General features: G+C 71.6%; 20 protein-coding genes and 2 pseudogenes. 15 read left to right on the forward strand and 7 right to left on the reverse strand.

All coding sequences use genetic code 11. The features are described 5' to 3' along the window. Position 1: 1 nt before the first annotated feature. Genes kdpB through kdpF form a run of 3 tightly spaced genes read right to left on the reverse strand, consistent with a single transcriptional unit; the run spans position 2 to position 3,815 of the window. Positions 2-2,068: a potassium-transporting ATPase subunit KdpB gene (gene kdpB / locus ABGA99_RS27910; RefSeq protein WP_347583675.1), complete on the reverse strand. Its 2,067-nt coding sequence runs from the start codon at positions 2,066-2,068 to the stop codon at positions 2-4. Continuing rightward, positions 2,065-3,726 (reverse strand): potassium-transporting ATPase subunit KdpA, encoded by a 1,662-nt coding sequence (gene kdpA, locus ABGA99_RS27915; RefSeq protein ID WP_347583676.1) that lies wholly within the window; start codon positions 3,724-3,726, stop codon positions 2,065-2,067. Before kdpA ends, kdpB begins: the two co-directional genes overlap by 4 nt. Further along, positions 3,726-3,815, reverse strand: coding sequence for a K(+)-transporting ATPase subunit F (kdpF, locus tag ABGA99_RS27920; protein WP_347580165.1), 90 nt, complete (start codon positions 3,813-3,815; stop codon positions 3,726-3,728). The genes kdpA and kdpF overlap by 1 nt, the downstream gene beginning before the upstream one ends. Positions 3,816-4,154: 339 nt before the next feature. Here kdpF and ABGA99_RS27925 point away from each other — a divergent pair, with 339 nt between their 5' ends. Beyond that, positions 4,155-4,631, forward strand: a complete 477-nt coding sequence (locus ABGA99_RS27925) for a GNAT family N-acetyltransferase (RefSeq protein ID WP_347580166.1) — start codon at positions 4,155-4,157, stop codon at positions 4,629-4,631. Between the two features lie 40 nt (positions 4,632-4,671). On the opposite strand, the gene ABGA99_RS27930 is transcribed toward ABGA99_RS27925, so the two are convergent. Beyond that, on the reverse strand, positions 4,672-7,221 hold the full coding sequence (locus tag ABGA99_RS27930; RefSeq protein ID WP_347583677.1) for a sensor histidine kinase KdpD: 2,550 nt from the start codon (positions 7,219-7,221) through the stop codon (positions 4,672-4,674). Positions 7,222-7,583: 362 nt separating this feature from the next. Further along, positions 7,584-7,661: pseudogene (locus ABGA99_RS27935) on the reverse strand (GNAT family N-acetyltransferase); the annotation flags it as partial. 586 nt (positions 7,662-8,247) lie between these two features. Here ABGA99_RS27935 and ABGA99_RS27940 point away from each other — a divergent pair. The 5 genes and pseudogenes from ABGA99_RS27940 to ABGA99_RS27960 all read left to right on the forward strand — a co-directional run. Beyond that, positions 8,248-8,754, forward strand: a complete 507-nt coding sequence (locus ABGA99_RS27940; RefSeq protein ID WP_347580168.1) for a hypothetical protein — start codon at positions 8,248-8,250, stop codon at positions 8,752-8,754. 92 nt (positions 8,755-8,846) lie between these two features. Further along, positions 8,847-9,692: a DUF4097 family beta strand repeat-containing protein gene (locus ABGA99_RS27945; protein ID WP_347580169.1), complete on the forward strand. Its 846-nt coding sequence runs from the start codon at positions 8,847-8,849 to the stop codon at positions 9,690-9,692. Between the two features lie 66 nt (positions 9,693-9,758). Continuing rightward, positions 9,759-10,742 (forward strand): ATP-binding cassette domain-containing protein, encoded by a 984-nt coding sequence (locus ABGA99_RS27950; protein ID WP_347580220.1) that lies wholly within the window; start codon positions 9,759-9,761, stop codon positions 10,740-10,742. Continuing rightward, a complete protein-coding gene (locus ABGA99_RS27955; protein WP_347580170.1) occupies positions 10,739-11,530 on the forward strand; it encodes an ABC transporter permease in 792 nt (263 codons plus the stop codon). Before ABGA99_RS27950 ends, ABGA99_RS27955 begins: the two co-directional genes overlap by 4 nt. Positions 11,531-11,724: 194 nt before the next feature. Beyond that, positions 11,725-11,902 (forward strand): annotated as a pseudogene (locus tag ABGA99_RS27960) (site-specific integrase); the annotation flags it as partial. 26 nt (positions 11,903-11,928) lie between these two features. Here ABGA99_RS27960 and ABGA99_RS27965 read toward each other — a convergent pair. Then, positions 11,929-12,489, reverse strand: coding sequence for a hypothetical protein (locus ABGA99_RS27965; protein ID WP_173534870.1), 561 nt, complete (start codon positions 12,487-12,489; stop codon positions 11,929-11,931). Between the two features lie 126 nt (positions 12,490-12,615). On the opposite strand from ABGA99_RS27965, the gene hemL reads away from it, so the two are divergent. From hemL to ABGA99_RS28010, 9 genes are all read left to right on the forward strand, one after another. After that, the gene (gene hemL / locus ABGA99_RS27970) at positions 12,616-13,980 is read left to right on the forward strand and encodes a glutamate-1-semialdehyde 2,1-aminomutase (RefSeq protein ID WP_347580171.1); all 1,365 of its coding nucleotides are present in this window, start codon (positions 12,616-12,618) and stop codon (positions 13,978-13,980) included. A 19-nt stretch (positions 13,981-13,999) separates the two neighbouring features. Then, positions 14,000-14,710 carry a histidine phosphatase family protein gene (locus ABGA99_RS27975; protein ID WP_347580172.1) on the forward strand — a complete coding sequence of 237 codons (711 nt, stop codon included), beginning with the start codon at positions 14,000-14,002 and terminating at the stop codon, positions 14,708-14,710. A gap of 130 nt (positions 14,711-14,840) precedes the next feature. Further along, complete coding sequence (locus ABGA99_RS27980) at positions 14,841-15,440, forward strand: TlpA disulfide reductase family protein (RefSeq protein WP_347583678.1); 600 nt, start codon at positions 14,841-14,843, stop codon at positions 15,438-15,440. A 12-nt stretch (positions 15,441-15,452) separates the two neighbouring features. Continuing rightward, the gene (locus ABGA99_RS27985; protein ID WP_347580221.1) at positions 15,453-16,208 is read left to right on the forward strand and encodes a cytochrome c biogenesis protein CcdA; all 756 of its coding nucleotides are present in this window, start codon (positions 15,453-15,455) and stop codon (positions 16,206-16,208) included. Between the two features lie 3 nt (positions 16,209-16,211). Then, entirely contained in the window at positions 16,212-18,134 is a 1,923-nt protein-coding gene (locus ABGA99_RS27990) for a cytochrome c biogenesis protein ResB (protein WP_347580174.1), read from the forward strand. Beyond that, positions 18,131-19,228 (forward strand): c-type cytochrome biogenesis protein CcsB, encoded by a 1,098-nt coding sequence (gene ccsB, locus ABGA99_RS27995; RefSeq protein WP_347583679.1) that lies wholly within the window; start codon positions 18,131-18,133, stop codon positions 19,226-19,228. Before ABGA99_RS27990 ends, ccsB begins: the two co-directional genes overlap by 4 nt. A gap of 82 nt (positions 19,229-19,310) precedes the next feature. Continuing rightward, the gene (locus ABGA99_RS28000; protein WP_347580176.1) at positions 19,311-19,670 is read left to right on the forward strand and encodes a cupin domain-containing protein; all 360 of its coding nucleotides are present in this window, start codon (positions 19,311-19,313) and stop codon (positions 19,668-19,670) included. Positions 19,671-19,675: 5 nt separating this feature from the next. Beyond that, positions 19,676-19,969 carry a hypothetical protein gene (locus tag ABGA99_RS28005; protein WP_347580177.1) on the forward strand — a complete coding sequence of 98 codons (294 nt, stop codon included), beginning with the start codon at positions 19,676-19,678 and terminating at the stop codon, positions 19,967-19,969. A gap of 101 nt (positions 19,970-20,070) precedes the next feature. Next, the gene (locus tag ABGA99_RS28010) at positions 20,071-20,862 is read left to right on the forward strand and encodes a phytanoyl-CoA dioxygenase family protein (protein WP_347583680.1); all 792 of its coding nucleotides are present in this window, start codon (positions 20,071-20,073) and stop codon (positions 20,860-20,862) included. A gap of 29 nt (positions 20,863-20,891) precedes the next feature. Here the strand turns inward: ABGA99_RS28010 and thrS are convergent, their stop codons facing one another. Continuing rightward, complete coding sequence (gene thrS / locus ABGA99_RS28015) at positions 20,892-22,151, reverse strand: threonine--tRNA ligase (protein WP_347583681.1); 1,260 nt, start codon at positions 22,149-22,151, stop codon at positions 20,892-20,894.

The following is a 22,151-nucleotide window of genomic DNA, read 5'->3' on the forward strand; positions in this document are numbered from 1 at the left end:
TTCACAGGCCCGGGAGCTGTGAGACGACGAGGTCGATGAGCTTGATGCCGATGAACGGCGTGACGATGCCGCCGAGTCCGTACAGGCCGAGGTTGCGTCGCAGCATGGCCCCGGCGCTCGTCGGCTTGTAGCGGACGCCGCGCAGCGCGAGCGGGATCAGCGCGACGATGATCAGTGCGTTGAAGACGACCGCGGAGAGGATCGCGGATTCGGGGGTGGCCAGCCGCATGACGTTGATGTCGTCGAGCTGCGGGAAGGCGGCCGCGAACATCGCGGGGATGATCGCGAAGTACTTCGCGACGTCGTTGGCGATCGAGAAGGTCGTCAGCGCCCCGCGGGTGATGAGCAACTGCTTGCCGATCTCCACGATCTCGATGAGCTTCGTGGGGTTGGAGTCCAGGTCGACCATGTTCCCGGCCTCCTTGGCGGCCGTGGTGCCGGCGTTCATGGCGACGCCCACGTCCGCCTGGGCCAGCGCCGGGGCGTCGTTCGTGCCGTCGCCGGTCATCGCGACAAGCCGGCCGCCGGCCTGTTCGGACCTGATGAGGGCCAGCTTGTCCTCGGGCGTGGCCTCGGCGAGGAAGTCGTCCACGCCGGCCTCGCGCGCGATGGCCCTGGCGGTGGCCGGGTTGTCCCCGGTGATCATCACCGTGCGGATGCCGAGCGCGCGCAGTTCCTCGAACCGGTCGCGAAGCCCCGCCTTGACGATGTCCTTCAGGTGGATGATGCCCAGCACCCGCGCCCGTTCGCCGGGCGCATGTTCGGCGACGACGAGCGGGGTGCCGCCTTCGGCGCTGATCGCGTCCACGACTGCGCCGGCATCCGCCGCGGGATGGCCGCCGTTCTCGCGTACCCACCTCATCACCGCGGCTGCCGCGCCCTTGCGTACGCGGCGGCCGTCCAGGTCCACGCCGGACATGCGGGTCTGGGCGGAGAACGGCACGAAGCGGGCGTCCTGGAGGGCGCCCTCCTCGCGGGCCCGCAGGCCGTAGCGCTCCTTGGCCAGCACCACGACGGACCGGCCCTCCGGGGTCTCGTCGGCGAGACTGGCCAACTGGGCCGCGTCGGCCAGGTCCGTCCGCGAGATGCCCTCGACGGGCACGAAGGCGGCGGCCTCCCGGTTGCCGAGGGTGATGGTGCCGGTCTTGTCGAGCAGCAGGGTGTTCACGTCTCCGGCGGCTTCGATGGCGCGGCCGGACATGGCCACCACGTTGCGCTGGATGAGCCGGTCCATGCCCGCGATGCCGATGGCGGACAGCAGCGCGCCGATGGTGGTGGGGATCAGGCACACCAGCAGGGCGACGAGGACGACGATCGGCTGCTGGCGCCCCGAGTAGGCCGCGAGCGGCTGCAGCGTGGTCACGGCCAGCAGGAAGACGATCGTCAGCGAGGCCAGGAGGATGTTGAGGGCGATCTCGTTCGGCGTCTTCTGCCGGACCGCTCCCTCCACCAGGGCGATCATCCGGTCGATGAAACTCTCGCCGGGTTTGACGGCGATACGGACCACGATCCGGTCGGAGAGCACCTTGGTGCCTCCGGTGACCGCGGAACGATCGCCGCCGGACTCGCGGATGACGGGCGCCGACTCCCCGGTGATCGCCGACTCGTCGACGCTGGCGATGCCCTCGCTCACCTCGCCGTCACCGGGCACGATCTGGCCGGCCTCGACGACGACCAGGTCACCCACGCGCAACTGTGTCCCCGGCACCTCTTCCTCGGTGCCGTCTGCGCCGAGTCGTCGTGCGACCGTCTCCTGCTTGGCCTTCCGCAGCGTGGCCGCCTGCGCCCGCCCCCGGCCCTCGGCGACCGCCTCGGCGAGGTTGGCGAAGACCACCGTCGCCCACAGCCACACCGCGGTGGCCACCGAGAAGAAACCGGCGTGCCGGATGGCGAAGACCGTGGCGAGGATGGAGCCCACCCACACCACGAACATCACCGGGGCCCGCACCATGTGGCGTACGTCCAGCTTCCGGAACGCGTCCGGCAGGGAGATCAGCAACTGCCTCGGGTTGAAGAGCCCGGCCGAGACCCGGCGCACCTCCCCGGGCGGGGGCGTCGCCGGGGTCACGCCAGCCCCTCCACGAGCGGGCCCAGCGCGAGCGCCGGGAAGAAGGACAGGCCGGCCACGATGGTCACGACGCCGACCAGCAGGACGACGAAGAGCGGCCGGTGGGTCGGCAGGGTGCCCTCGTCGACGGGGACCGGGCGCTGCCGCGCCAGGGAGCCGGCAAGCGCGAGCGCGAAGACGATCGGCAGAAACCGGCCGACGAGCATCGCCAGCCCCAGCGCCGCGTTGTAGAAGTCGGTACCGGAGCTCAGCCCGGCGAAGGCGCTGCCGTTGTTGTTCCCGGACGAAGCGAAGGCGTACAGCACCTCGGACAGCCCGTGCGGTCCGGGGTTGAGGATGCTCTCGCGCGGCTCGGAGAAGCCGAGGGCGAGTCCGGTGCCCAGCAGGACGGCGAGCGGCATCGCCAGCACGTACAGCGCGACGTAGGTGATCTCGCGCCCGCGGATCTTCTTGCCCAGGTACTCGGGCGTGCGCCCCACCATGAGCCCCGCCAGGAAGACGGCGAGCACGGCCATGATCAGTATTCCGTACAGACCCGATCCCGCTCCGCCGGGCGACACCTCCCCCAGCAGCATGTTCAGCACCAGCACCCCGCCGCCCAGAGCGGTGTAGCTGTCGTGGGCCGAGTCCACCGCCCCGGTGGAGGTCATGGTCGTCGCGTTGGCGAACAGCGCCGAGTTCCAGACGCCGAAGCGCTGTTCCTTGCCCTCCAGGGAGGCGCCCACGGCCTGGGGCACGGTGCCCGGATGCGCGGCCTCGACGGCGGTCACCGCCGCCAGGCCGCCCGCCCACAGGACCGCCATCGCGGCCAGGATCGCCCACCCCTGGCGGGTGCTGCCGGCCATCCGCCCGAAGGTACGGGGCAGCGCGCTCGGGATGAGCAGCAGGAGGAAGATCTCGAAGAGGTTGGTGAAGGGGTTCGGGTTCTCGAAGGGGTGGGCCGAGTTGGCGTTGAAGAACCCGCCCCCGTTCGTGCCCAGCTCCTTGACCGACTCTTGTGAGGCGACCGGGCCCCCGACGAGCGCCTGTGTCCCTCCGCCCGGCGTACGCACGTCCTCGGGGCCGGCGAAGTTCTGCACCACACCGCCCGCTACCAGCACGATCGCCGCCACGAAGGCCAACGGCAGCAGGATGCGCACCGTGCCGCGCACCAGGTCGACCCAGAAGTTGCCGAGCTGGTCGGTTCGCGCCCGGGTCAGCCCGCGTACGAGCGCCACCGCCACCGCCAGGCCGACCGCCGCCGACAGGAAGTTCTGCACCGCCAGCCCGGCCATCTGCACCAGATGCCCCAGCGTGGCTTCGCCGACGTACCACTGCCAGTTCGTGTTCGTCACGAACGACACGGCGGTGTTGAACGCCCCGGCGGGCGGGACCCCGCCGAAACCCAGCGACAGCGGGAGCACGCCCTGCACCCGCAGAAAGGCGTAGAGGAAGAGCACCGAGACGGCGGAGAACCCCAGCAGCGACAGCGCGTACGCGGTCCACCGCTGTTCGCTGTCCGGGGCCACCCGCACGACCCGGTACAGCAACCGTTCGACGGCCAGGTGCCGCCGGCTCGTGTACACCCGCGCCATGTACTCACCCAGCGGCACATGCGCCGCCGCCAGCGCGGCCACCAGCACACCGATCGCCATCAGCCCCGCAGCGGCGTCGCTCATCAGAACCGGTCCGGAAAGAGCAGGGCGAGCACGAGGTAGAGCAGCAGGCCGACCGAGACGATCAGCCCGACCGTGTTCTCCGCGCTCACCGGCGCTCGGCCCCCTTCACCACCAGGACCATCACACCGAAGAACGCGACGGTCACGGCAACGAAGACCACATCGGCCATCGACGATCTCCTGAGGGGCGGTTCCGGCATGTGTCGTCCGGCACACGCCGACGACCACGCCCAGCGGTACCACGCCCCGGCCGCGCCCCGTCGCGGACTTCTCCGGCGCGCCGGGCATGATCACCGGCAAGGCGTACCGTCTGCGCGCACGCAGCCGAACGGCTCCGTGCCTGCTGAGCGGCAACGGTGCGCCAGGAGTGCGCGCGGTGGCGTCAGGACGCGTCAGGGGTGACGGCCTGGGGGCTCTCGGTTGCTTAGTGTGAACATCTGCACGCGGTCACCGCGCCGGCCGCCGGTTCCCGACGGCATCGTGCTGCGGCGGCTGCAGCCCTCGGACACGCAGGCCCTCGCCGGGCCGGGCCCGCGGCTGGCGTGGATCGGCGACACCTGGGGCGGCCCGCGGGCGCTGGCCGCCTCCGGCCACGGGTGGGGGGCGTTCGCCGGGCCACGGCTGCTGTCCCTGGCTGTCTCGTACATACGCGGCGAGCGCTTCGAGGACCTCGCCGTGGTGACGGTTCCCGAGCACCGGCGCCGCGGGCCGGCCCACGCCTGTCTGGCCATGCTGTGCGCTGAGGTACGGGACCGGAGCCGCCGCCCCACCTGGACCTGTTCCCGTGGCATGAACCCCGGTCCGGCACCTGTCTGGACGGCCGGTGTCCAACTGGCCCGCACCTACGTGCACTACGCCGTCGGCGTCCCCGCCCTGCCGCTGCCGGCGGCCGGCTCGAACCGATAGCTCAGGCGCCGGGCGTTGACAAGGCGCCACGCGTTGTACGTCACGTAGTGGCCTGGTCGGGCAGCTCGGCCGGTACGGGCTTGTGTCCCGGTGCGGCGCGGAGGGTGAGGACCATGGTCAGGCCCCCACCCGGGGTGTCCTCCGCGGTCAGAGTGCCCCCGACGGCCTCCGCGAAGCCGCGGGCCACCGCCAGGCCCAGGCCCACGCCCGCGTCGCGCGGTGCGTCGCCGTACCGCTGAAACGGCTCGAAGATGCGGTCCTTCTCGCTGTCGGGTACCCCCGGACCGCGGTCGACGACGCGCAGCTCGACCCGGTCGCCGAGCGCGCTCGCCCGGATGGTCACGCGCCGGCCGCGCGGTGTGTACTTGGCCGCGTTCTCCACGACGTTCGCGACCGAGCGCTCCAGCAGCCCCGCGTCGACGCGCACCATGGGCAGTGTCTCGGGGATGTGCAGCGCCACGTCGTCCCTCGGCACGCCCGCAAGTGCCCGGGGAACCACCTCGTCGAGGTCGACGGAGCGCAGCAGCGGCGTGACGGTGCCGGTCTGGAGCCGGGACATGTCGAGGAGATTGCCGACGAGGGCGTTGAGCCTGTCCGTGCTCTCCTCGATGGCCGCGAGCAGTTCGGCCTCGTCCTCCTCCGACCAGGCCATATCCGGTGAGCGCAGCGAGGTGACGGCGGCCTTGATGGCGGCGAGCGGGGTGCGCAGGTCGTGGCTGACGGCGGCGAGCAGCGCGGTGCGGATGCGGTTGCCCTCGGCCAGTTTGCGGGCCTCCAGCGCCTGTGCCGACAGCCGCTGCCGGTCCAGCAGCGACGCGGCCTGCGCGGCGAAGGCGCCGAGGACCCGCCGGTCGTCGGCGGGCAGCTTGCGGCCGGTGAGGGCGAGGACCATGGAGTCGCCGACGGGCATGTCGGCGTCGGCATGCTCCGGGCTGTCCAGGTGTCGGGTGGTGACGCCGACCCGGCCCGCGCAGACCCACCGGTCCTCGGCCGGCTCCCGCTCGAAGAGCGCGGCGGACTCCATGGCAAACGTCTCCCGTACCCGCTCCAGCAGCGATTCGAGCGACGCCTCGCCGCGCAGCACGCTGCCGGCCAGGAGCGAAAGGATCTCGGACTCGGCGCGCAGCCGGGCGGCCTGGGAGGTGCGACGTGCGGCGAGGTGCACGACCGAGGCGACGCTGACGGCGATGGCGAAGAAGACGACGATGGAGACGATGTTGTGGGCCTCGTCGATGGTGAACGTGCGGACGGGCGGGGTGAAGTAGTAGTTGAGCAGCAGCGAGCCGAAGGACGCGGAGGCCAGCGCCGGCAGCATGCCGCCGAGCAGTGCGGCGACGACGGTGACCATCAGCATCGCCAGCACCTCGTTGGCCAGCCCGAGGGTGCTGTCGAGCCTGAGCATCACCGCGGAGAGCAGCACGGGCCCGGCGGCACCGACGAGCCAGCCGGCGACGATACGGCCGCGGCCGAGGCGGGCGCCGCGGGCCATCGGCAGCCCGCGGCCCTTGGCGACCTCGCCGTGGGTGACGATGTGCACGTCGAGGTCGGGCCCGGACTCGCGGGCGACGGTCGCGCCGACGCCGGGGCCGAAGGCGTACTGCCAGGCCTTGCGGCGGCTGGAGCCCAGCACGATCTGGGTGGCGTTGACGCCGCGGGCGAACTCCAGCAGGGCGTCCGCCGCGTCGTCGCCGATGACGTGGTGGAACGTACCGCCCAGACCTTCGACAAGGGTGCGCTGGGCCTCCAGTTCCCTGGGTGAGCCGGCGGACAGGCCGTCGCTGCGGGAGATGTGGGCCGCCATGATCTCCCCGCCGGCACCCTTGGTCGCCAGGCGCTTGGCCCGGCGTATGAGTGTGCCGCCCTCCGGTCCGCCGGTCAGGGCGACAACGATGCGCTCGCGGGCCTGCCAGGTGTCGCGGATGTGGTGCTCGCTGCGGTATTCGCGCAGGTAGTCGTCGACGCGGTCGGCGACCCAGAGCAGGGCCAGCTCGCGCAGGGCGGTGAGGTTGCCGGGGCGGAAGTAGTTGGACAGCGCGGCGTCGACCTTGTCCGGCGCGTAGATGTTGCCGTGCGCCATCCGGCGGCGCAGCGCCTCGGGCGACATGTCGACCAGCTCGATCTGGTCCGCCTTGCGTACGACTTCGTCGGGTACGGTCTCCCGCTGCCGGATGCCGGTGATGTTCTCCACCACGTCGCCCAGGGACTCCAGGTGCTGGATGTTGACCGTGGTGATGACGGTGATGCCGGCGTCGAGGAGTTCCCTGACGTCCTGCCAGCGCTTCTCGTTGCGGGAGCCGGGGATGTTGGTGTGCGCCATCTCGTCGACGAGCACCACTGCGGGACGCCGGGCCAGCACGGCGTCGACGTCCATCTCCTCGAAGGCCGCGCCGCGGTAGTCGAATTCCCTGCGCGGAATCTGTTCGAGCCCGTGCAGCAGCACCTTGGTGCGCGGCCGCTCGTGGTGCTCCACGAAGCCCACAGCGATGTCCGTACCGCGCTCCAGCCGGCGGTGCGCCTCGGAGAGCATCGCGTAGGTCTTGCCGACGCCCGGCGCCGCGCCCAGGTAGATCCGCAGTTTGCCGCGTCCCATGGCCCCTCGTCCTGTCCGGCTGTCCCGCGCCCCGGCAGGCCGGCCGTCGTGTACGAGCGGACGGTGGCCGAGGACGGACGAATCCAGACAACCGCGCCGCCACGGCGCAGTGCCCGTCGTTGACGTCTCCCTGACGGCAACGCGCCGTGCTTTGACACACCCCTGACGGGCGTACGTCGCCCCCGCCCGTGCCCACGGGCGTACGCCTCGGCCCGCAGTCAGGACGAGCGCGCCCGCACGGCCCCCGACCGGTCGGCGCCCACGGCCGCGCCCACGGCGAAGTGGGCGTAGTCGCGAACGAGCGGGAAGCCGGTCGTCCACGCCGGGACCATGGTCATCCGCAGATCCCGCGAGCAGGTCCAGGAGGCGGCCCGCCCGCGGTCGCGGACATCGCCGCACAGGGCGGTGGCGCAGGACGTGGCGAGCCCTCGGCGGCGGTGCTCGGGGAGGGTGACCGCGGCGGATCCTGTCCACCGTCGCCTTCTCCCTCGCCACGGGCAACGGCCAGACCTCGATGGGCAACGCCGGCCCGCACGGCCTGACCGAACGGATCTCTGCCTACACCAGCAACGCCAACAGCAACGGCAGCGCGATGGGGGGCTTCAACAGCGCCACCGACTTCCACAACCTGCTCATGTCGGTCGCCCTGCTGATCGGCCGCTACGGCCCCCTCGCCTGCGTCCTCGCCCTCGCGGGCCTCCTGGCCCGGCAACACCCCACAGCGGTCACGGTGGGCACCCTGAAGGCTCAGGGCCCCAACTTCGTCGTCCTGACCACGGCGGCGGCCCTGCTGCTGGCGCTGCTCAACGTCCTGCCGGCGCTGTCGCTGGGGCCGATCACCGCGGGGGTGACCAGACGGGGCGGGTACGTGGCACCACTCGGCGCCACAGGACGCCAGATGGCGCCACTCTGGCTCAGGAGGCTGGCGGCACATTTATGCAGGTGGAGTCGCACGCATCGAGATGATGTCACGAGGTGCGCCATTCCGACTTGCATCTTGAGCCAAGTTGGTGCCATAGTGGCGCTATGGACCTCACCCCGTATGTCGAGACCCTGCACCGCGAACTCGCGGTCGCCGCCGAGGCCGGGGGTGAGGAAGCCCGCGAGCTGGCCGAGCGGCTCACCGCGCCGCTGGAGTCGGCGACCCGGCTGATCATGCTCAACGTGCTCTCCGCCGCGATGGACGAGATCACGCGCGAACTGGCCCCCGGTTCCGTTGACGTACGGCTGCGCGGGCTGGACCCCGACTTCGTGGTCACGCCGCCGCCCGCCGACGGAGCTGTCGCCGAGCCCGCCCCGGCCCTGGCGCCGCCCCCCGTCGACGGGGACGACGACGGCGGCACCGCCCGCGTCAACCTGCGACTGCCGGCCCGGCTCAAGGCGCGCGCCGAGGAGGCGGCGGTCCGCGAGGGCCTGTCGGTCAACGCCTGGCTCGTACGGGCCGTGGCGGCCGCGGTCGACGGCGGCGCACGGCCACGGGCGGCGGAGAAGACCCAGACGATCGGTCAGAGCTTCACGGGCTGGGTGCACTAGCCGCCCCCGCCCGCACCACACCACACCACGAACTCACCCGCCGCGCCCCACCTTCGTGGCCGGCCCCCCAGACCGATGAGGACGGTACAGCCATGCCTTCTTTCGACACCCCGGAACCGATCTCCGTCATCGCTCACGTGGAAGCGGGTTCCCTCCGCTTCACCGCCGGCGAGCGCCCCGACACCCTCGTGGAGGTGCGGCCGCGCGATCCGAAGAAGGACCTGGACGTGCGGACCGCGGAGCAGACGGAGGTCACGTACGCGAGCGGCACCCTGACCGTGCGCACGCCCAAGCCGCGCTACCTCCTCGGCCGTACCGGCACCGTCGACATCGCGGTCGAACTGCCCGCGGGCTCACGTATCGACGTGACCGGCCGCTGGGCCCAGGTGCTCGGCGAGGGCCGGCTCGGCGAGACCCGGGTGAAGACCGCGTCCGGCGACACCCGCCTCGACACCACCGGCTCGCTGCAGTTGACCGCGGCGCACGGCTCGATCAACGTGGACCGGGTCGAGGGCAGGGCCGAGATCACCACCAGCACCGGCAGCCTGCGCGTCGGCACCGTCGAGGGCCCCGCGGACCTGAAGAACGCGCACGGCACGACGACGGTCGGCGCCGTGACGGGTGAGCTGCGAGTGCGCGGCGGGCACGGGGACATCGACATCGCGAGCGCCGAGGGCTCGGTCGCCGCGACCACCGCCTACGGCACCCTGCGCGCGGCCGATGTGGCCCGCGGCAACGTCCAGTTGGAGACCTCGTACGGTGCGATCGAGGTCGGTATCCGCGCGGGCACGGCCGCCTGGCTCGACGTCAGCTCCGGCTCCGGGCAGGTGCGTAACACGCTCACCGCGTCCGAGGCGCCGGCGAAGACCGAGGAGACGGTCGAGGTCCGCGCCCGTACCCGCAACGGCAACATCGACATCCGCCGCGCCCGCGCCTGAACGCAAGCCCTCACCCACTCCGCCCCCAGCCCCTGAAAACGGGAGGACTCCATGCCTATATCTGTCATGCCCACGTCCAAACGGCAGGACGGTCCGCAGCCGCCCGCCGCGGTCTCCGCCCTCGGCCTGCGCAAGTCGTACGGCGACAACAACGTCCTCGACGGCATCGACCTGCTCATCCCCGCCGGGTCGGTGTTCGCGCTGCTCGGCCCGAACGGGGCCGGGAAGACGACCGCCGTGAAGATTCTCTCCACGCTCATCGCCGCAGACGGCGGGCAGGCCCAGGTGGCGGGCCACGACATCGCCACATCACCGGACGGGGTGCGCGCCGCGATCGGCGTGACCGGGCAGTTCTCCGCCGTCGACAACCTGATCACCGGCGAGGAGAACATGCTCCTCATGGCGGACCTGCACCACCTGCCCAAGCACGAAGGGCGACGGGTCACCGCCGAGTTGCTGGCGCGCTTCGACCTCGTCGACGCCGCGAAGAAGCCCGCCCAGAGCTACTCCGGCGGCATGAAGCGGCGCCTGGACATCGCGATGACGCTGATCGGCAACCCGCGGATCATCTTCCTCGACGAACCGACCACCGGCCTCGACCCGCGCAGCCGGCACAACATGTGGCAGATCATCCGCGAGCTGGTCGCCGACGGCGTGACCGTCTTCCTCACCACCCAGTACCTGGACGAGGCCGACGAACTCGCCGACCGCATCGCGGTCCTCGACGGCGGCCGGATCGTGGCGGAGGGAAGCGCAGAAGAGCTGAAGCGACGCATCCCCGGCGGCCACGTCCGGATCCGCTTCACGGAACCGGCGGCGTACCACGCGGCTTCCGCCGCGCTGCGCGACGCGGTCCGCGACGACGACGCGCTGGCGCTCCAGATCCCCAGCGACGGCAGCCAGCGCGAGCTGCGCACCGTTCTCGACTCACTGGACGCGGCCGGCATCGAGGCCGACGAACTGTCCGTGCACACCCCCGATCTCGACGACGTGTTCTTCGCCCTGACCGGCGCCACCATCCCCCACCAGACCGAGGAGGCCGGGCAATGAGCTCTCTCTCCCTCGCCGTACGCGACTCGTCCACGATGCTGCGCCGCAACCTGCTGCACGCACGGCGCTACCCGTCCCTCACACTCAACCTGCTGCTGACACCGGTCGTCCTGCTCCTGCTTTTCGTCTACGTCTTCGGCGACGTGATGAGCGCGGGCATGGCCGGCGGCGTCGCCGACCGCTCCGCGTACATCGCCTACCTGGTGCCGGGCATCCTGATGATGACGGTCGGCGGCACCGTGGTCGGCACCGCGGTGTCCGTCGCCAACGACATGGCCGAGGGCATCGTCGCCCGCTTCCGCACCATGCCCATCCACCGCGGCTCGGTGCTCGTCGGCCACGTCGTCGGCAGCGTGCTGCAGTCGGTCGTGAGTGTTGCCCTCGTCGGCGCCGTCGCCGTGGCCGCCGGCTTCCGCGCAACGGATGCCACCCCCCTGGAGTGGCTGGGGGCCTTCGGGCTGACCGCGCTGGTCGCCATGGCGCTCACGTGGATCGCGGTGGGAATGGGCATGGTCAGCCCGAACGCCGAGGCCGCCAGCAACAACGCCCTGCCGCTGATCATCCTGCCCTTCATCTCCAGCGCCTTCGTCCCGGTCGAAGCCATGCCGGGCTGGTTCCGGCCGGTCGCCGAATACCAGCCCTTCACCCCGGCCATCGAAACCCTGCGCGGCCTGCTGCTGGGCACCGAGATCGGCCACCACGGATGGCTGGCCGTCCTCTGGTGCCTGGCCCTGACCGCACTCGGCTACCTCTGGTCCACGTCGGTGTTCAACCGCGACCCGAGATAACCGATACGGCCGGGCGACCGACCGGCCCGTCTCGGGGTAACGACGAGGTCCCGCCCAGTGACAGGCCGCTGGGCAGGGCCCCGCTTCATCTGGTGGCGAAAGATTCGACCACCCCCTGCACGCGACGGGCGGTGCCACGACGGCAGCGCTCACGCCGGTCACGGAGCAATCGCGCCATGGCTTGCGGGCGAGACTGGAAGCGCGCGCTCGTCGTCGCCGAAGTCATCCCGCCCCGCGAGCGCGGGGCGAAGTACATGGCCGCCCGACGACGGCATGCATGCCCTCCGGCACACGTACGCCTCGGTGCTCCTCGACGCCGGGGAGAGCATCAAGGCGCTCTCCGAGTACCTCGGGCACTCCGACCCCGGCTTCAGACCGTGAGCCCACTCAATCGCAGGTCAGGGCCACACTAGGCAGTATGGCTGGTGGCCTGCCTCATGCAGCCTGTCGGCGAATTCCTGCCATTCGTGGAGCATCCGGTAGACGTCGAAGGCGTCGCGGGGGCCACCCCTGTCGGGGACCGTGGACCAGATGAAGGCGGCGGCGCCGACTTCTTCCTCGCCGATGCCGCGGAGGGGGTCGACCACCGTCATGGGCAGGCGGACCACCGCGTAGTCGGGGTGGAGGACGACGAGTTCCAGGGGCGGGACCTTGTGGAGCGGTATGCCCTCGATGCCGGTGAGGACCATCGCGGACATCGTCTCGGGCTTCACCTTGGCGAAGAGCCCGCCCTGGCCGAGTTCGTCGCCGCCGAGTTCCTCGGGGCGCATGGAGATCGGCACGCGGGCCGCCGTCGCGCCGTCGGGCGCGCCGAAGTACTTGTATGTCACGCCGCCCGACCGGCCGTCGTTTTTGTTCACGCCCTCGCCGCCGTGGTTCACCCGACGATGGCGTCCTGACCTGGCGCGCCGGGGCCCTCGGTCATCGGTCCCTTCGCCCAGTTCGCCACCGCGATGCATATCTCCACCCGACTGCTCTCAGATGTGCACTGCCCCCGCCGCGCAACCCGATCATCGTCTCAGCTACATCCCCAGCAGCGGGCCCGCGAAACACCCCGACGCGGGTCGCCTTGCGACTCTGAGACCATGGCTTGCGTGACTTATCCGTACCAGGCTCCAGTCTCGCAGAAGCTCTACGACCGTGCGGCCGCCGTGACGCCCGGCGGCGTGAACTCTCCGGTGCGCGCGTTTCGCGCCGTGGGCGGTACGCCCCGGTTCATGGTGTCGGGGAAGGGTCCGTACCTGACGGACGCCGACGGTCGCGAGTACGTCGACCTCGTGTGTTCGTGGGGACCGATGATCCTCGGCCATGCGCACCCCGAGGTGACCGCCGCGGTGCAGGAGGCCGTCGCGCGCGGGACGTCGTTCGGTACCCCCGGTGCCGGCGAGGTCGCGCTCGCGGAGGAGATCGTCTCCCGGGTCACCCCTGCTGAGCAGGTACGACTCGTTTCCTCGGGCACCGAGGCAACGATGTCGGCGATCCGGCTGGCGCGCGGGTTCACCGGCCGGACGAAGGTCGTGAAGTTCGCCGGCTGCTACCACGGGCACGTCGACGCGCTGCTCGCCGCGGCCGGCTCCGGGGTCGCCACCCTCGGGCTGCCGGACACGCCCGGGGTCACCGGCGCGCAGGCCGGCGAGACGCTCGTACTGCCGTATAACGATTTGGCAGCCGTCCGCGCGGCGTTCGAAGAGCACCCCGACGACATCGCCTGCGTGATCACCGAGGCGTCCCCCGGGAACATGGGTGCGGTGCCGCCGCTGCCCGGTTTCAACCAGGGGCTGAGGGACCTGTGCGCCGAGCACGGCGCGCTGTACGTGTCCGACGAGGTGATGACCGGCTTCCGCACCTCCAAGGCCGGCTGGTACGGAGTCGACGGCGTGACCCCGGACCTGATGACCTTCGGCAAGGTCATGGGCGGCGGCTTCCCCGCCGCCGCGTTCGGCGGCCGGGCGGACGTCATGGCGCGGCTCGCGCCGGCCGGGCCCGTGTACCAGGCGGGCACGCTCTCCGGGAACCCCGTCGCCACCGCCGCCGGGCTCGCGCAGCTCCGCCTGCTGGACGACGCGGCGTACGACACGCTGGACGCCGTCTCGCGGCAGCTCCGCGGGCTGGTCACGGAGGCGCTGGCCAAGGAGGGCGTGGCGCACCGGGTGCAGACGGCGAGCACCATGTTCTCCGTCTTCTTCACCGACGCCGACTCCCCCGTCACCGACTACGAGGGGGCGAAGGCGCAGCGTACGGAGCAGTTCACGGCGTTCTTCCACGCCATGCTCGCCGAGGGCGTGTACCTGCCGCCGTCCGCCTTCGAGTGCTGGTTCGTCTCCACCGCTCTCGACGAGGGTGCGATGGAGCGGATCGCCCGGGCGCTGCCGGTCGCGGCCCGCGCGGCGGCCGAAGCGGGCGCCGACACGGGCGCCGAAGCCGGGGGCGGGTCACGGGGTGGAGAGTAGGACGTCCAAAATGGCTGACATGCGCGGTAAAGATGAAGAGAATCTCACCGTCGTGCACGTGGTTCGCCACGGCGAGGTCCACAACCCGGACGGCGTCCTCTACGGCCGCAACCCCGGCTATCACCTCTCCGACCTGGGCCGGCGGATGGCCGAGCGCGTGGCCGAGTACCTTGCCGCGCGCGACGTCCGCTACGTCGTCGCCTCCCCGCTGGAGCGTGCGCAGGAGACCGCCGCGCCCGTCGCGAAGGCGCACGGCCTGGAGGTCGCCACCGACGACCGGCTCATCGAGGCGGCCAACGTCTTCGAGGGCAAGGCGTTCGGCGTCGGGGACGGCGCGCTGCGCAAGCCGGCGAACTGGAAGTACTTCACCAACCCGTTCCGCCCCTCCTGGGGCGAGCCGTACATCGAGCAGGTCGTACGGATGACGGGCGCGCTGCAGTCAGCCCGCGAGGCCGCCCGCGGCCACGAGGCCGTCTGCGTCAGCCACCAACTGCCCATCTGGATCCTGCGCAGCTTCGCCGAGGGCCGGCGGCTGTGGCACGACCCGCGGTCGCGGCAGTGCACGCTGGCGTCGCTGACGACGTTCACGTTCGACGGCGACGACATCGTCTCCGTCGGCTACGGCGAGCCGGCCCGCGACCTGGTGCCGCCGCACCTCCTCGCGGGGGCGCAGCGCAAGTTCGGCCGCGGCGCCATCCGCGGCGCGGCCGCCAACGCCCCGCGGGCGTAGTGCACGGGCGGCGGGCGCCGCGCCCGCCCCGGCCCCGTACGCGGCCTCTCTGAGCAGCCCCTCTACCCCGCCGTGCGGCACTAGAGGGGGGTGGAGAAGATCCCTCTCCGGGCCATGCGAAACTTTTCACATGATTTCTGCGAGGAGGCTCCACCGCCGGACCCTCGCGGCCGCAGCCGCGGTCGTCGTCGGCGCGCTGGCGCTGACCGCGTGCGGCGAGGACGCGACGTCGTCCGGTGGCAGCACCCAGTTCGTCAGCGGCACCGGCCAGCTCAACGTGGTCAAGGCGAGCGACCGGCTCGCCGCGCCGGACATCTCCGGCGAGACCACCGACGGCGAGCAGCTCGCGCTCGCCGATTACCGCGGCAAGGTCGTCGTCCTCAACGTGTGGGGCTCCTGGTGCGCCCCCTGCCGCGCCGAGGCGCCGAACCTGCGCAAGGTCTCCGAGGACACCGCCGACCGCGGCGTGCAGTTCGTCGGCATCAACACCCGCGACCTCGACGTGGCCAACGCCCAGGCGTTCGACCGCTCCTTCAAGATCGAGTACCCGAGCCTGTACGACCCGTCCGGGAAGCTGATCCTGAAGTTCCCCGAGAACAGCCTCTCGCCGCAGGCCATCCCCTCCACGCTCATCCTCGACCGGGAGGGGAAGATCGCCGTACGGGCCCTCAAGCCGCTCTCCGAGAAGGAGCTGCGCAAGGCGCTCGAACCGGTCATCGAGGAGAAGTGACCTGAGGCCATGATGGAGCCGAACCAGACCGTGCTGACGGGGGCCCTGCTGCTGGCCCTGCCCATCGCGGTGCTCGGCGGCCTGGTCTCCTTCTTCTCTCCCTGCGTGCTGCCGCTCGTCCCGGGCTATCTCAGCTACGTCACCGGGGTCAGCGGCACCGACCTGGAGAACGCCCGCCGCGGCCGGGTGGTCGCCGGCGCCGCGCTCTTCGTCCTCGGCTTCACCGCGGTCTTCGTCTCGACGGGCGCCTTCTTCGGGAGCGTCGGCAACAACCTGCTGGAGCACCGGGAGACGATCTCCAAGGTCGTCGGTGCGCTGACGATACTGCTCGGGCTGACGTTCATGGGCGGCCTGGGCAGCAGGCTCGGCGGCTTCACGCAGCGGGAGTTCCGGATCCACAAGCGGCCCGCGGTGGGTCTCGCCGGGGCGCCGATGCTCGGCATGGTCTTCGGCATCGGCTGGACGCCGTGCATCGGGCCGACGCTGATGTCGGTGCTCGCGCTCTCCACGCACGAGGCCAGCGCCGGCCGCGGCGCGCTGCTCACGGTCGCGTACTGCCTGGGCCTGGGGCTGCCGTTCATCTTCGCCGCCCTCGCCTTCCGGCGTGCGCTCGGGGCGTTCGCCTGGGTCAAGCAGCACTATGTGTGGGTCATGCGAATCGGCGGCGGCATGCTCGTCGTGACCGGCATCCTGCTGCTCACGGGCGCCTGGGACCGCATCATCAACGAGATGCAGGTCTGGACGTCGAACTACACGGTGGGGATCTGAGCCATGACCACGACCGACGAGCGCGAGCTGACGGCCGCCGCGTCCCAGTTGTCCACGGCGCCGGTCGACGACTCGCCGCAGAGCCCGGTGCCGCAGGGCGGTTCGTTCGGACGCGAGCTGGTGGCGTGGGCACGCTGGTTCTGGCGGCAGCTCACGTCGATGCGGGTGGCGCTGATACTGCTGTTCCTGCTGTCGCTCGGCGCCATTCCCGGCTCGCTGATCCCGCAGAACTCGGTCGACGAGATCGCGGTCGGCCAGTTCCGCGAGCGGCACGGGACGCTGGCGCCGATCTACGACAAGCTCCAGCTCTTCGACGTCTACAGCTCGGTGTGGTTCTCGGCGATCTACATCCTGCTGTTCATCTCGCTCGCCGGCTGCATCATCCCGCGCTCCTGGCAGTTCGTCGGCCAGCTCCGCGCCCGCCCGCCGCGCGCCCCGCGGAACCTGACGCGGCTGCCCGCGTACACGACCTGGGAGACCGAGGCCGACGCGGCCGAGGTGCGCGAGGCCGCGGAACGGATCCTGCGGCGGCGCCGGTTCCGCTACGCCGCGGCCCCGGCCGGCGACGAGGGCGCGATCTCCGCCGAGAAGGGCTATGTGCGCGAGGCCGGCAACCTGCTGTTCCACATCGCGCTCTTCGTCCTCCTCGTCGCCTTCGCCACCGGGAACCTCTTCCGCGTCGAGGGCGGCAAGCTGATCGTCGAGGGCGACGGGTTCGCCAATACCCTCACGCAGTACGACGACTTCCAGGACTCCGCCTTCGGCGCCGACCTCGACTCGTTCGGCTTCACGCTGGACGACTTCACGGCGACGTTCGAGAAGGACGGGCCGCAGCGCGGCACGGCGCGCGAGTTCTACGCCGAACTGACCTGGTGGAAGGGCGCGGCGGGCGAGCAGCACCGGGCACGTGTCGAGGTCAACCACCCGCTGCAGATCGACGACACCAAGATCTTCCTCATCGGCCACGGCTACGCGCCGGTCGTCACGGTCCGCGACGGCCAGGGCGACGTGGCGTTCAGCGGCCCGGTCGCGTTCCTCCCGCAGGACGGCAACCACACCTCCACCGGCGCGATCAAGGTCCCGGACTACCGGGACGAGAACGGCGAGCAGACCCAGATCGCCTTCCAGGGCTTCTTCACCCCGACGTTCGGCGGCTACAGCAGAGAGGGCATGGTCTCGCAGTTCCCGGGGCCCGAGTACCCCGCGCTGTTCCTCAACGCCTACCGCGGCGACCTCGGCGTGGACTCCGGCGTGCCGCAGAACGTGTACCAGCTCGACACCGAGCGGCTGAAGCAGTTCAAGGACAAGAACGGCGAGCCACTGAAGAAGGCGCTGCGGCCGGGCGACACGTTCACGCTGCCGAACGGGGCGGGTTCGCTGAAGTTCGAGCGGCTGGAGCGGTGGGCCAGCTTCCAGGTCTCCCAGCAGCCCGGCAACTACTGGGCGCTGGGCGGGTCGATCCTCGCGATCGTCGGCCTCGCCGGGTCGCTGTTCATTCAGCGCCGGCGCGTGTGGCTGCGTACGACGCCGGGGGCGGACGGCCGTACGGTCGTGGAGCTGGCAGGGCTGGGGCGCAGCGAGAGCGCGCGGCTGCCGGAGGAGCTGGCGGACCTGGCGGTGGCGCTGCAGACGGAGGGGGCGCCGGCGGTGGCCGCCGCGGACGACACCGGGAAAACCGAGATCACCGACGACAGAGCGGACACAGCGGACACGGCGGACACGGCGGCGGACGGGGAGCGGCCCGGCGGCACCGCGGACAAGTCCGGCGCGGCCGGGGGTGGGTCCACGGCGGCCGGTGCGAAGTCCGTAGAGTCCGAAGCCACAGCGGAGGCCAAGCCGGAAGCCACGGCAGAAGAGACCGAGTCAGAAGAACCCGACGAGCCCGAAGGGCCCGAAGCCAAGCCCGATGAAGGAGCGCGCGCGTGAACATCGCTGCCGCGGCCGACCAGAACCTGGCGGACATCAGCAACGTCCTCATCTACTCGGCGATGGCCGTCTACGCCCTCGCCTTCTTCGCGCATGTCGGGGAGTGGGTCTTCGGCAGCCGTAGCCGCGTGGCCACGACCGCCGCCGCGCTCACCCCGCGGCAGGCGGCAGGCGCGGACGCGCCCGCCGTGTCCGTCACGGTCAAGCAGCGCGGCGGCGGCACCACCGTGCTGGAGCGCCCGAAGGTCGTCACCCGCGGTTCCTCGGGCACGCGCGACGTCCCCGACGGGCCGGGCGCCGCGGGCGGCGACGAGCAGGGCGACCTCTACGGCCGCGTCGCCGTCTCCCTCACGGTGCTGGCCTTCGCGCTGCACGCCGCCGGGGTACTGACGCGCGCCCTGTCGGTGCAGCGGGCGCCGTGGGGCAACATGTACGAGTTCTCCACGACCTTCTCCATGGTCGCGGTGGCCTCGTACCTCGGCTTCCTGGCGGCCCGCAAGAACATCCGCTGGATGGGCCTGCCGCTGGTCACCACGGTCCTGCTCGACCTGGGCCTGGCGGTGTCGGTGCTCTACACCGAGAGCGACCAGCTCGTGCCGGCGCTCGACTCGTACTGGCTGTGGATCCACGTCTCGCTCGCCATCGCCTGCGGGGCGCTGTTCTACCTCGGCGCGGTCGCGACGGTCCTCTACCTCTTCCGCGACCGCTACGAGGCGAAGCTCGCGGACACGAAGGGCCCGCAGCCCGGTTCGTTCGCGCGCTCGGTGCTGAGCCGGATGCCGGCGGCGGCGTCGCTGGACAAGTTCGCGTACCGGGTGAACGCGGCGGTCTTCCCGTTCTGGACCTTCACCATCGTGGCGGGCGCGATCTGGGCCGAGAGCGCCTGGGGCCGCTACTGGGGCTGGGACCCCAAGGAGGTCTGGTCGTTCATCACGTGGGTCGCGTACGCCTGTTACCTGCACGCCCGCGCCACGGCCGGGTGGAAGGGCCGCAAGGCCGCGTATCTGGCGATCGTCGCGTTCCTCTGCTTCCTCTTCAATTACTACGGCGTCAATATGTTCGTCGACGGTCTGCACTCGTACTCCGGTATCTAGAACCCGCCCGCGAACCTCGCTCTGGTTGCTGCCCTGGGCGCGTGCAGCGCACACTGGAAGGGTGAAGGAGGGAGGTATCGCGATGCTGGAAGTGAAGACCACCGAGAAGCCCGACGAACGTCGCGACTTTCCGCGCGGTCACCTCGAAGCCGTACACATGACCGGCCTGGATTTCGCGGTCGCCACGTTCGAGCCCGGCTGGCGCTGGACGGAGTCGGTGAAACCCCTGGCGGGTACCGAAACCTGCATGGTGCACCACAACGGATACGTCGTTCAGGGCCGCATGCACATCCTCATGGACGGCGGCCAGGAGTCCGAGGTGGGGGCCGGGGACGTCTTCGTATGCCCGCCGGGGCACGACGCCTGGGTCGTGGGTGACGAACAGGTCATCCTCTACGACTTCGCCGGCGGCATGGCGACGGAGTACGCGAAGGGAAGCTGAGGACGATGACGTTCGTGCAACTCATCGAATACGAATCGGAGCGCGGCGAAGAACTGGACCGCGCCATGGACGAATGGATGACGGCGACCGAGGGCAAGCGCACGATGTCGCGGGAAATGCACGGCCGGGACCGGGGAGACACCCGGCATTACGTGGACATCGTCGAATTCCCGTCGTACGAGCAGGCGATGATCAACAACGACCTTCCGGAAACCAAGCGCATCGCGGAACGCTTCCGCGAGCTGTGCAGCTCCGAGCCCAGGTTCGTCAACCTGGACGTCGTCGGCGACCGCTCCTGACGCGGGCACCCGCCGGCAGATGAGCTGCCCGGCCGCTGCGGTGCGCCCGCAGTCACGACGGCCTCTGGCCCCGGGCGGCCCCCCGCGGTCATCCTGGGGCCATGGTCACCTCCAACGGCTACGTCCTGGACGAGTCCCCGCACCGTCTCGGTGAGTTGAACCCCGTGCCGGACGCTGAGCGGGGTGATCGCGAGGCGCTGTGGGGGCGGCTGCGGCGGGACGGCTACCTGTGGCTCCGGGGAGCGCTCGGCCCCGATGCGGTACGGGAGTTCCGCCGCTTCTACTTCGCGCAGGTCGACCCCGAGCTGTCCCGCGGCGAGCAGCGCGCGGCGCTGTTCGGGCGGGTGGTGCCGGGGCCGGAGTACGCGGAGTTCTGCGTGCAGCCCGCGGTGCGGGACTGGTACGCGTGGTTCCTTGGCGGTGAGACCTTCCTGCACCGGCGCAAGATCCTGCGCCACACCCGGCCCGGCGAGGCCGGCGTCGGCACGGCCACGCAGGCGCACTACGACCTCGTCTATCTGCGCGAGGGTACGGACCGGGTGCTCAGCTCGTGGATCCCGCTCGGCGACTGCCCGGTGGAGCTGGGCGGGCTGGTGTACCTGGAGGGCAGCCATGTACGGGTCCTCGCGGAGGAGGCGGCGGGCACCCTGAAGCGCCCGGCCGCCTCCCTGACGGCCGACCTGCCGGCGCTGGCGGAGGAGCACGACGCCCGGTGGCTCCTGGCCGACTACGCGGCCGGAGACATGGTCGTCCACTCCGCGCACATGGTGCACGCCTCGCTGGACAACACCGCCGCCACGTACCGGCTGTCGACCGACATCCGCTACCAGCGCGCCGACCAGCCCATCGACTGGCGCTGGCAGGAGCACTGGCACGACCTCGACGGGCTCTGACCCGCCGGGCTCCCGGCCCGGCGGGCCGGTCAGCCGGCGGCCTCCTCCCGGGCCGGCCACAGCTCCGGACGCCGCGCCGCCACCGCCGCCGCCATCCGCGCCACGGCCTCCGCCACCGGCAGCGGCGCGGGACGCCGCCCGTCGCGCAGCCGCAGCGCCGCCGACCCGCCCGCCGCCTCCCGGGCGCCGACCACCACCTGGTACGGGGCCAGCCGCGCACCCCGGACCCGCGCCCCCAGGGTGCCCCGCTCGGGTCCCGCCAGCTCCGCCCGCAGCCCCGCCGCCACGCACCGCCGCAGCAGCGCCTCCGCCGGCGCCGCCTCCGCCTCCCCCACCGGCAGCACCACCGCCTGCACCGGCGCCAGCCAGGGCGGGAACGCCCCCTGGTGCACCTCCAGGAGCTGCGCCACCGCCCGCTCCGCGCTGCCGACGACGGAGCGGTGCACCATCACCGGGCGGTGCCGCCCGCCGTCCGCGCCCACGTACGCGAGGCCGAAGCGCGCGGGCTGGTGGAAGTCGACCTGCACGGTGGACAGGGTCGCCTCGCGGCCGGCCGCGTCGAGCACCTGCACGTCGATCTTCGGCCCGTAGAACGCCGCTTCACCCTCCTCGGCCTCGTAGTCGATCCCGGCCGCGGCGAGCGCGTGTTCCAGCAGCGCCCCCGCCCGCTGCCACAGCTCGGGGTCGCGCACGTACTTGGCGCCGGCGCCCGGCAGCGAGAGCCGGTAGCGGGCGGCGTCCAGGCCCATCGCCGCGTACGCCTCGCGGATCAGCCGCAGTGCGGCCAGCGCCTCGTCGGCGACCTGCTCCAGGGTGCAGAAGACGTGCGCGTCGTTGAGCTGGATGGCCCGGACGCGGGTGAGGCCGCCGAGGACGCCGGACAGCTCCGCGCGGAACATGCCGCCCAGCTCGGCGACGCGCAGCGGGAGTTCGCGGTAGCTGCGCTCGCGGGAGCGGTAGATGAGGGCGTGGTGGGGGCAGAGGCTGGGGCGGAGCACGACTTCCTCACCGTCCGGGCGGCCGTCGGGGTCGCCGCCCAGGCGCATGGGCGGGAACATGTCGTCGCGGTAGTGCTCCCAGTGGCCCGACAGCTCATACAGCTCGCGCTTGCCGAGCACGGGTGAGTAGACGCGCTGGTAGCCGGCGCGGCGCTCGACGTCGGCGACGTACTCCTCCAGCGCCTGCCGCACGGCGGCGCCGGCGGGCAGCCAGTACGGGAGTCCGGCGCCGATGAGGGGGTCGGTGCCGAAGAGGCCGAGTTCGCGGCCGAGGCGGCGGTGGTCTTTCAC

The sequence above is a fragment of the Streptomyces sp. B5E4 genome (assembly GCF_039871555.1).
GTDB lineage: Bacteria > Actinomycetota > Actinomycetes > Streptomycetales > Streptomycetaceae > Streptomyces.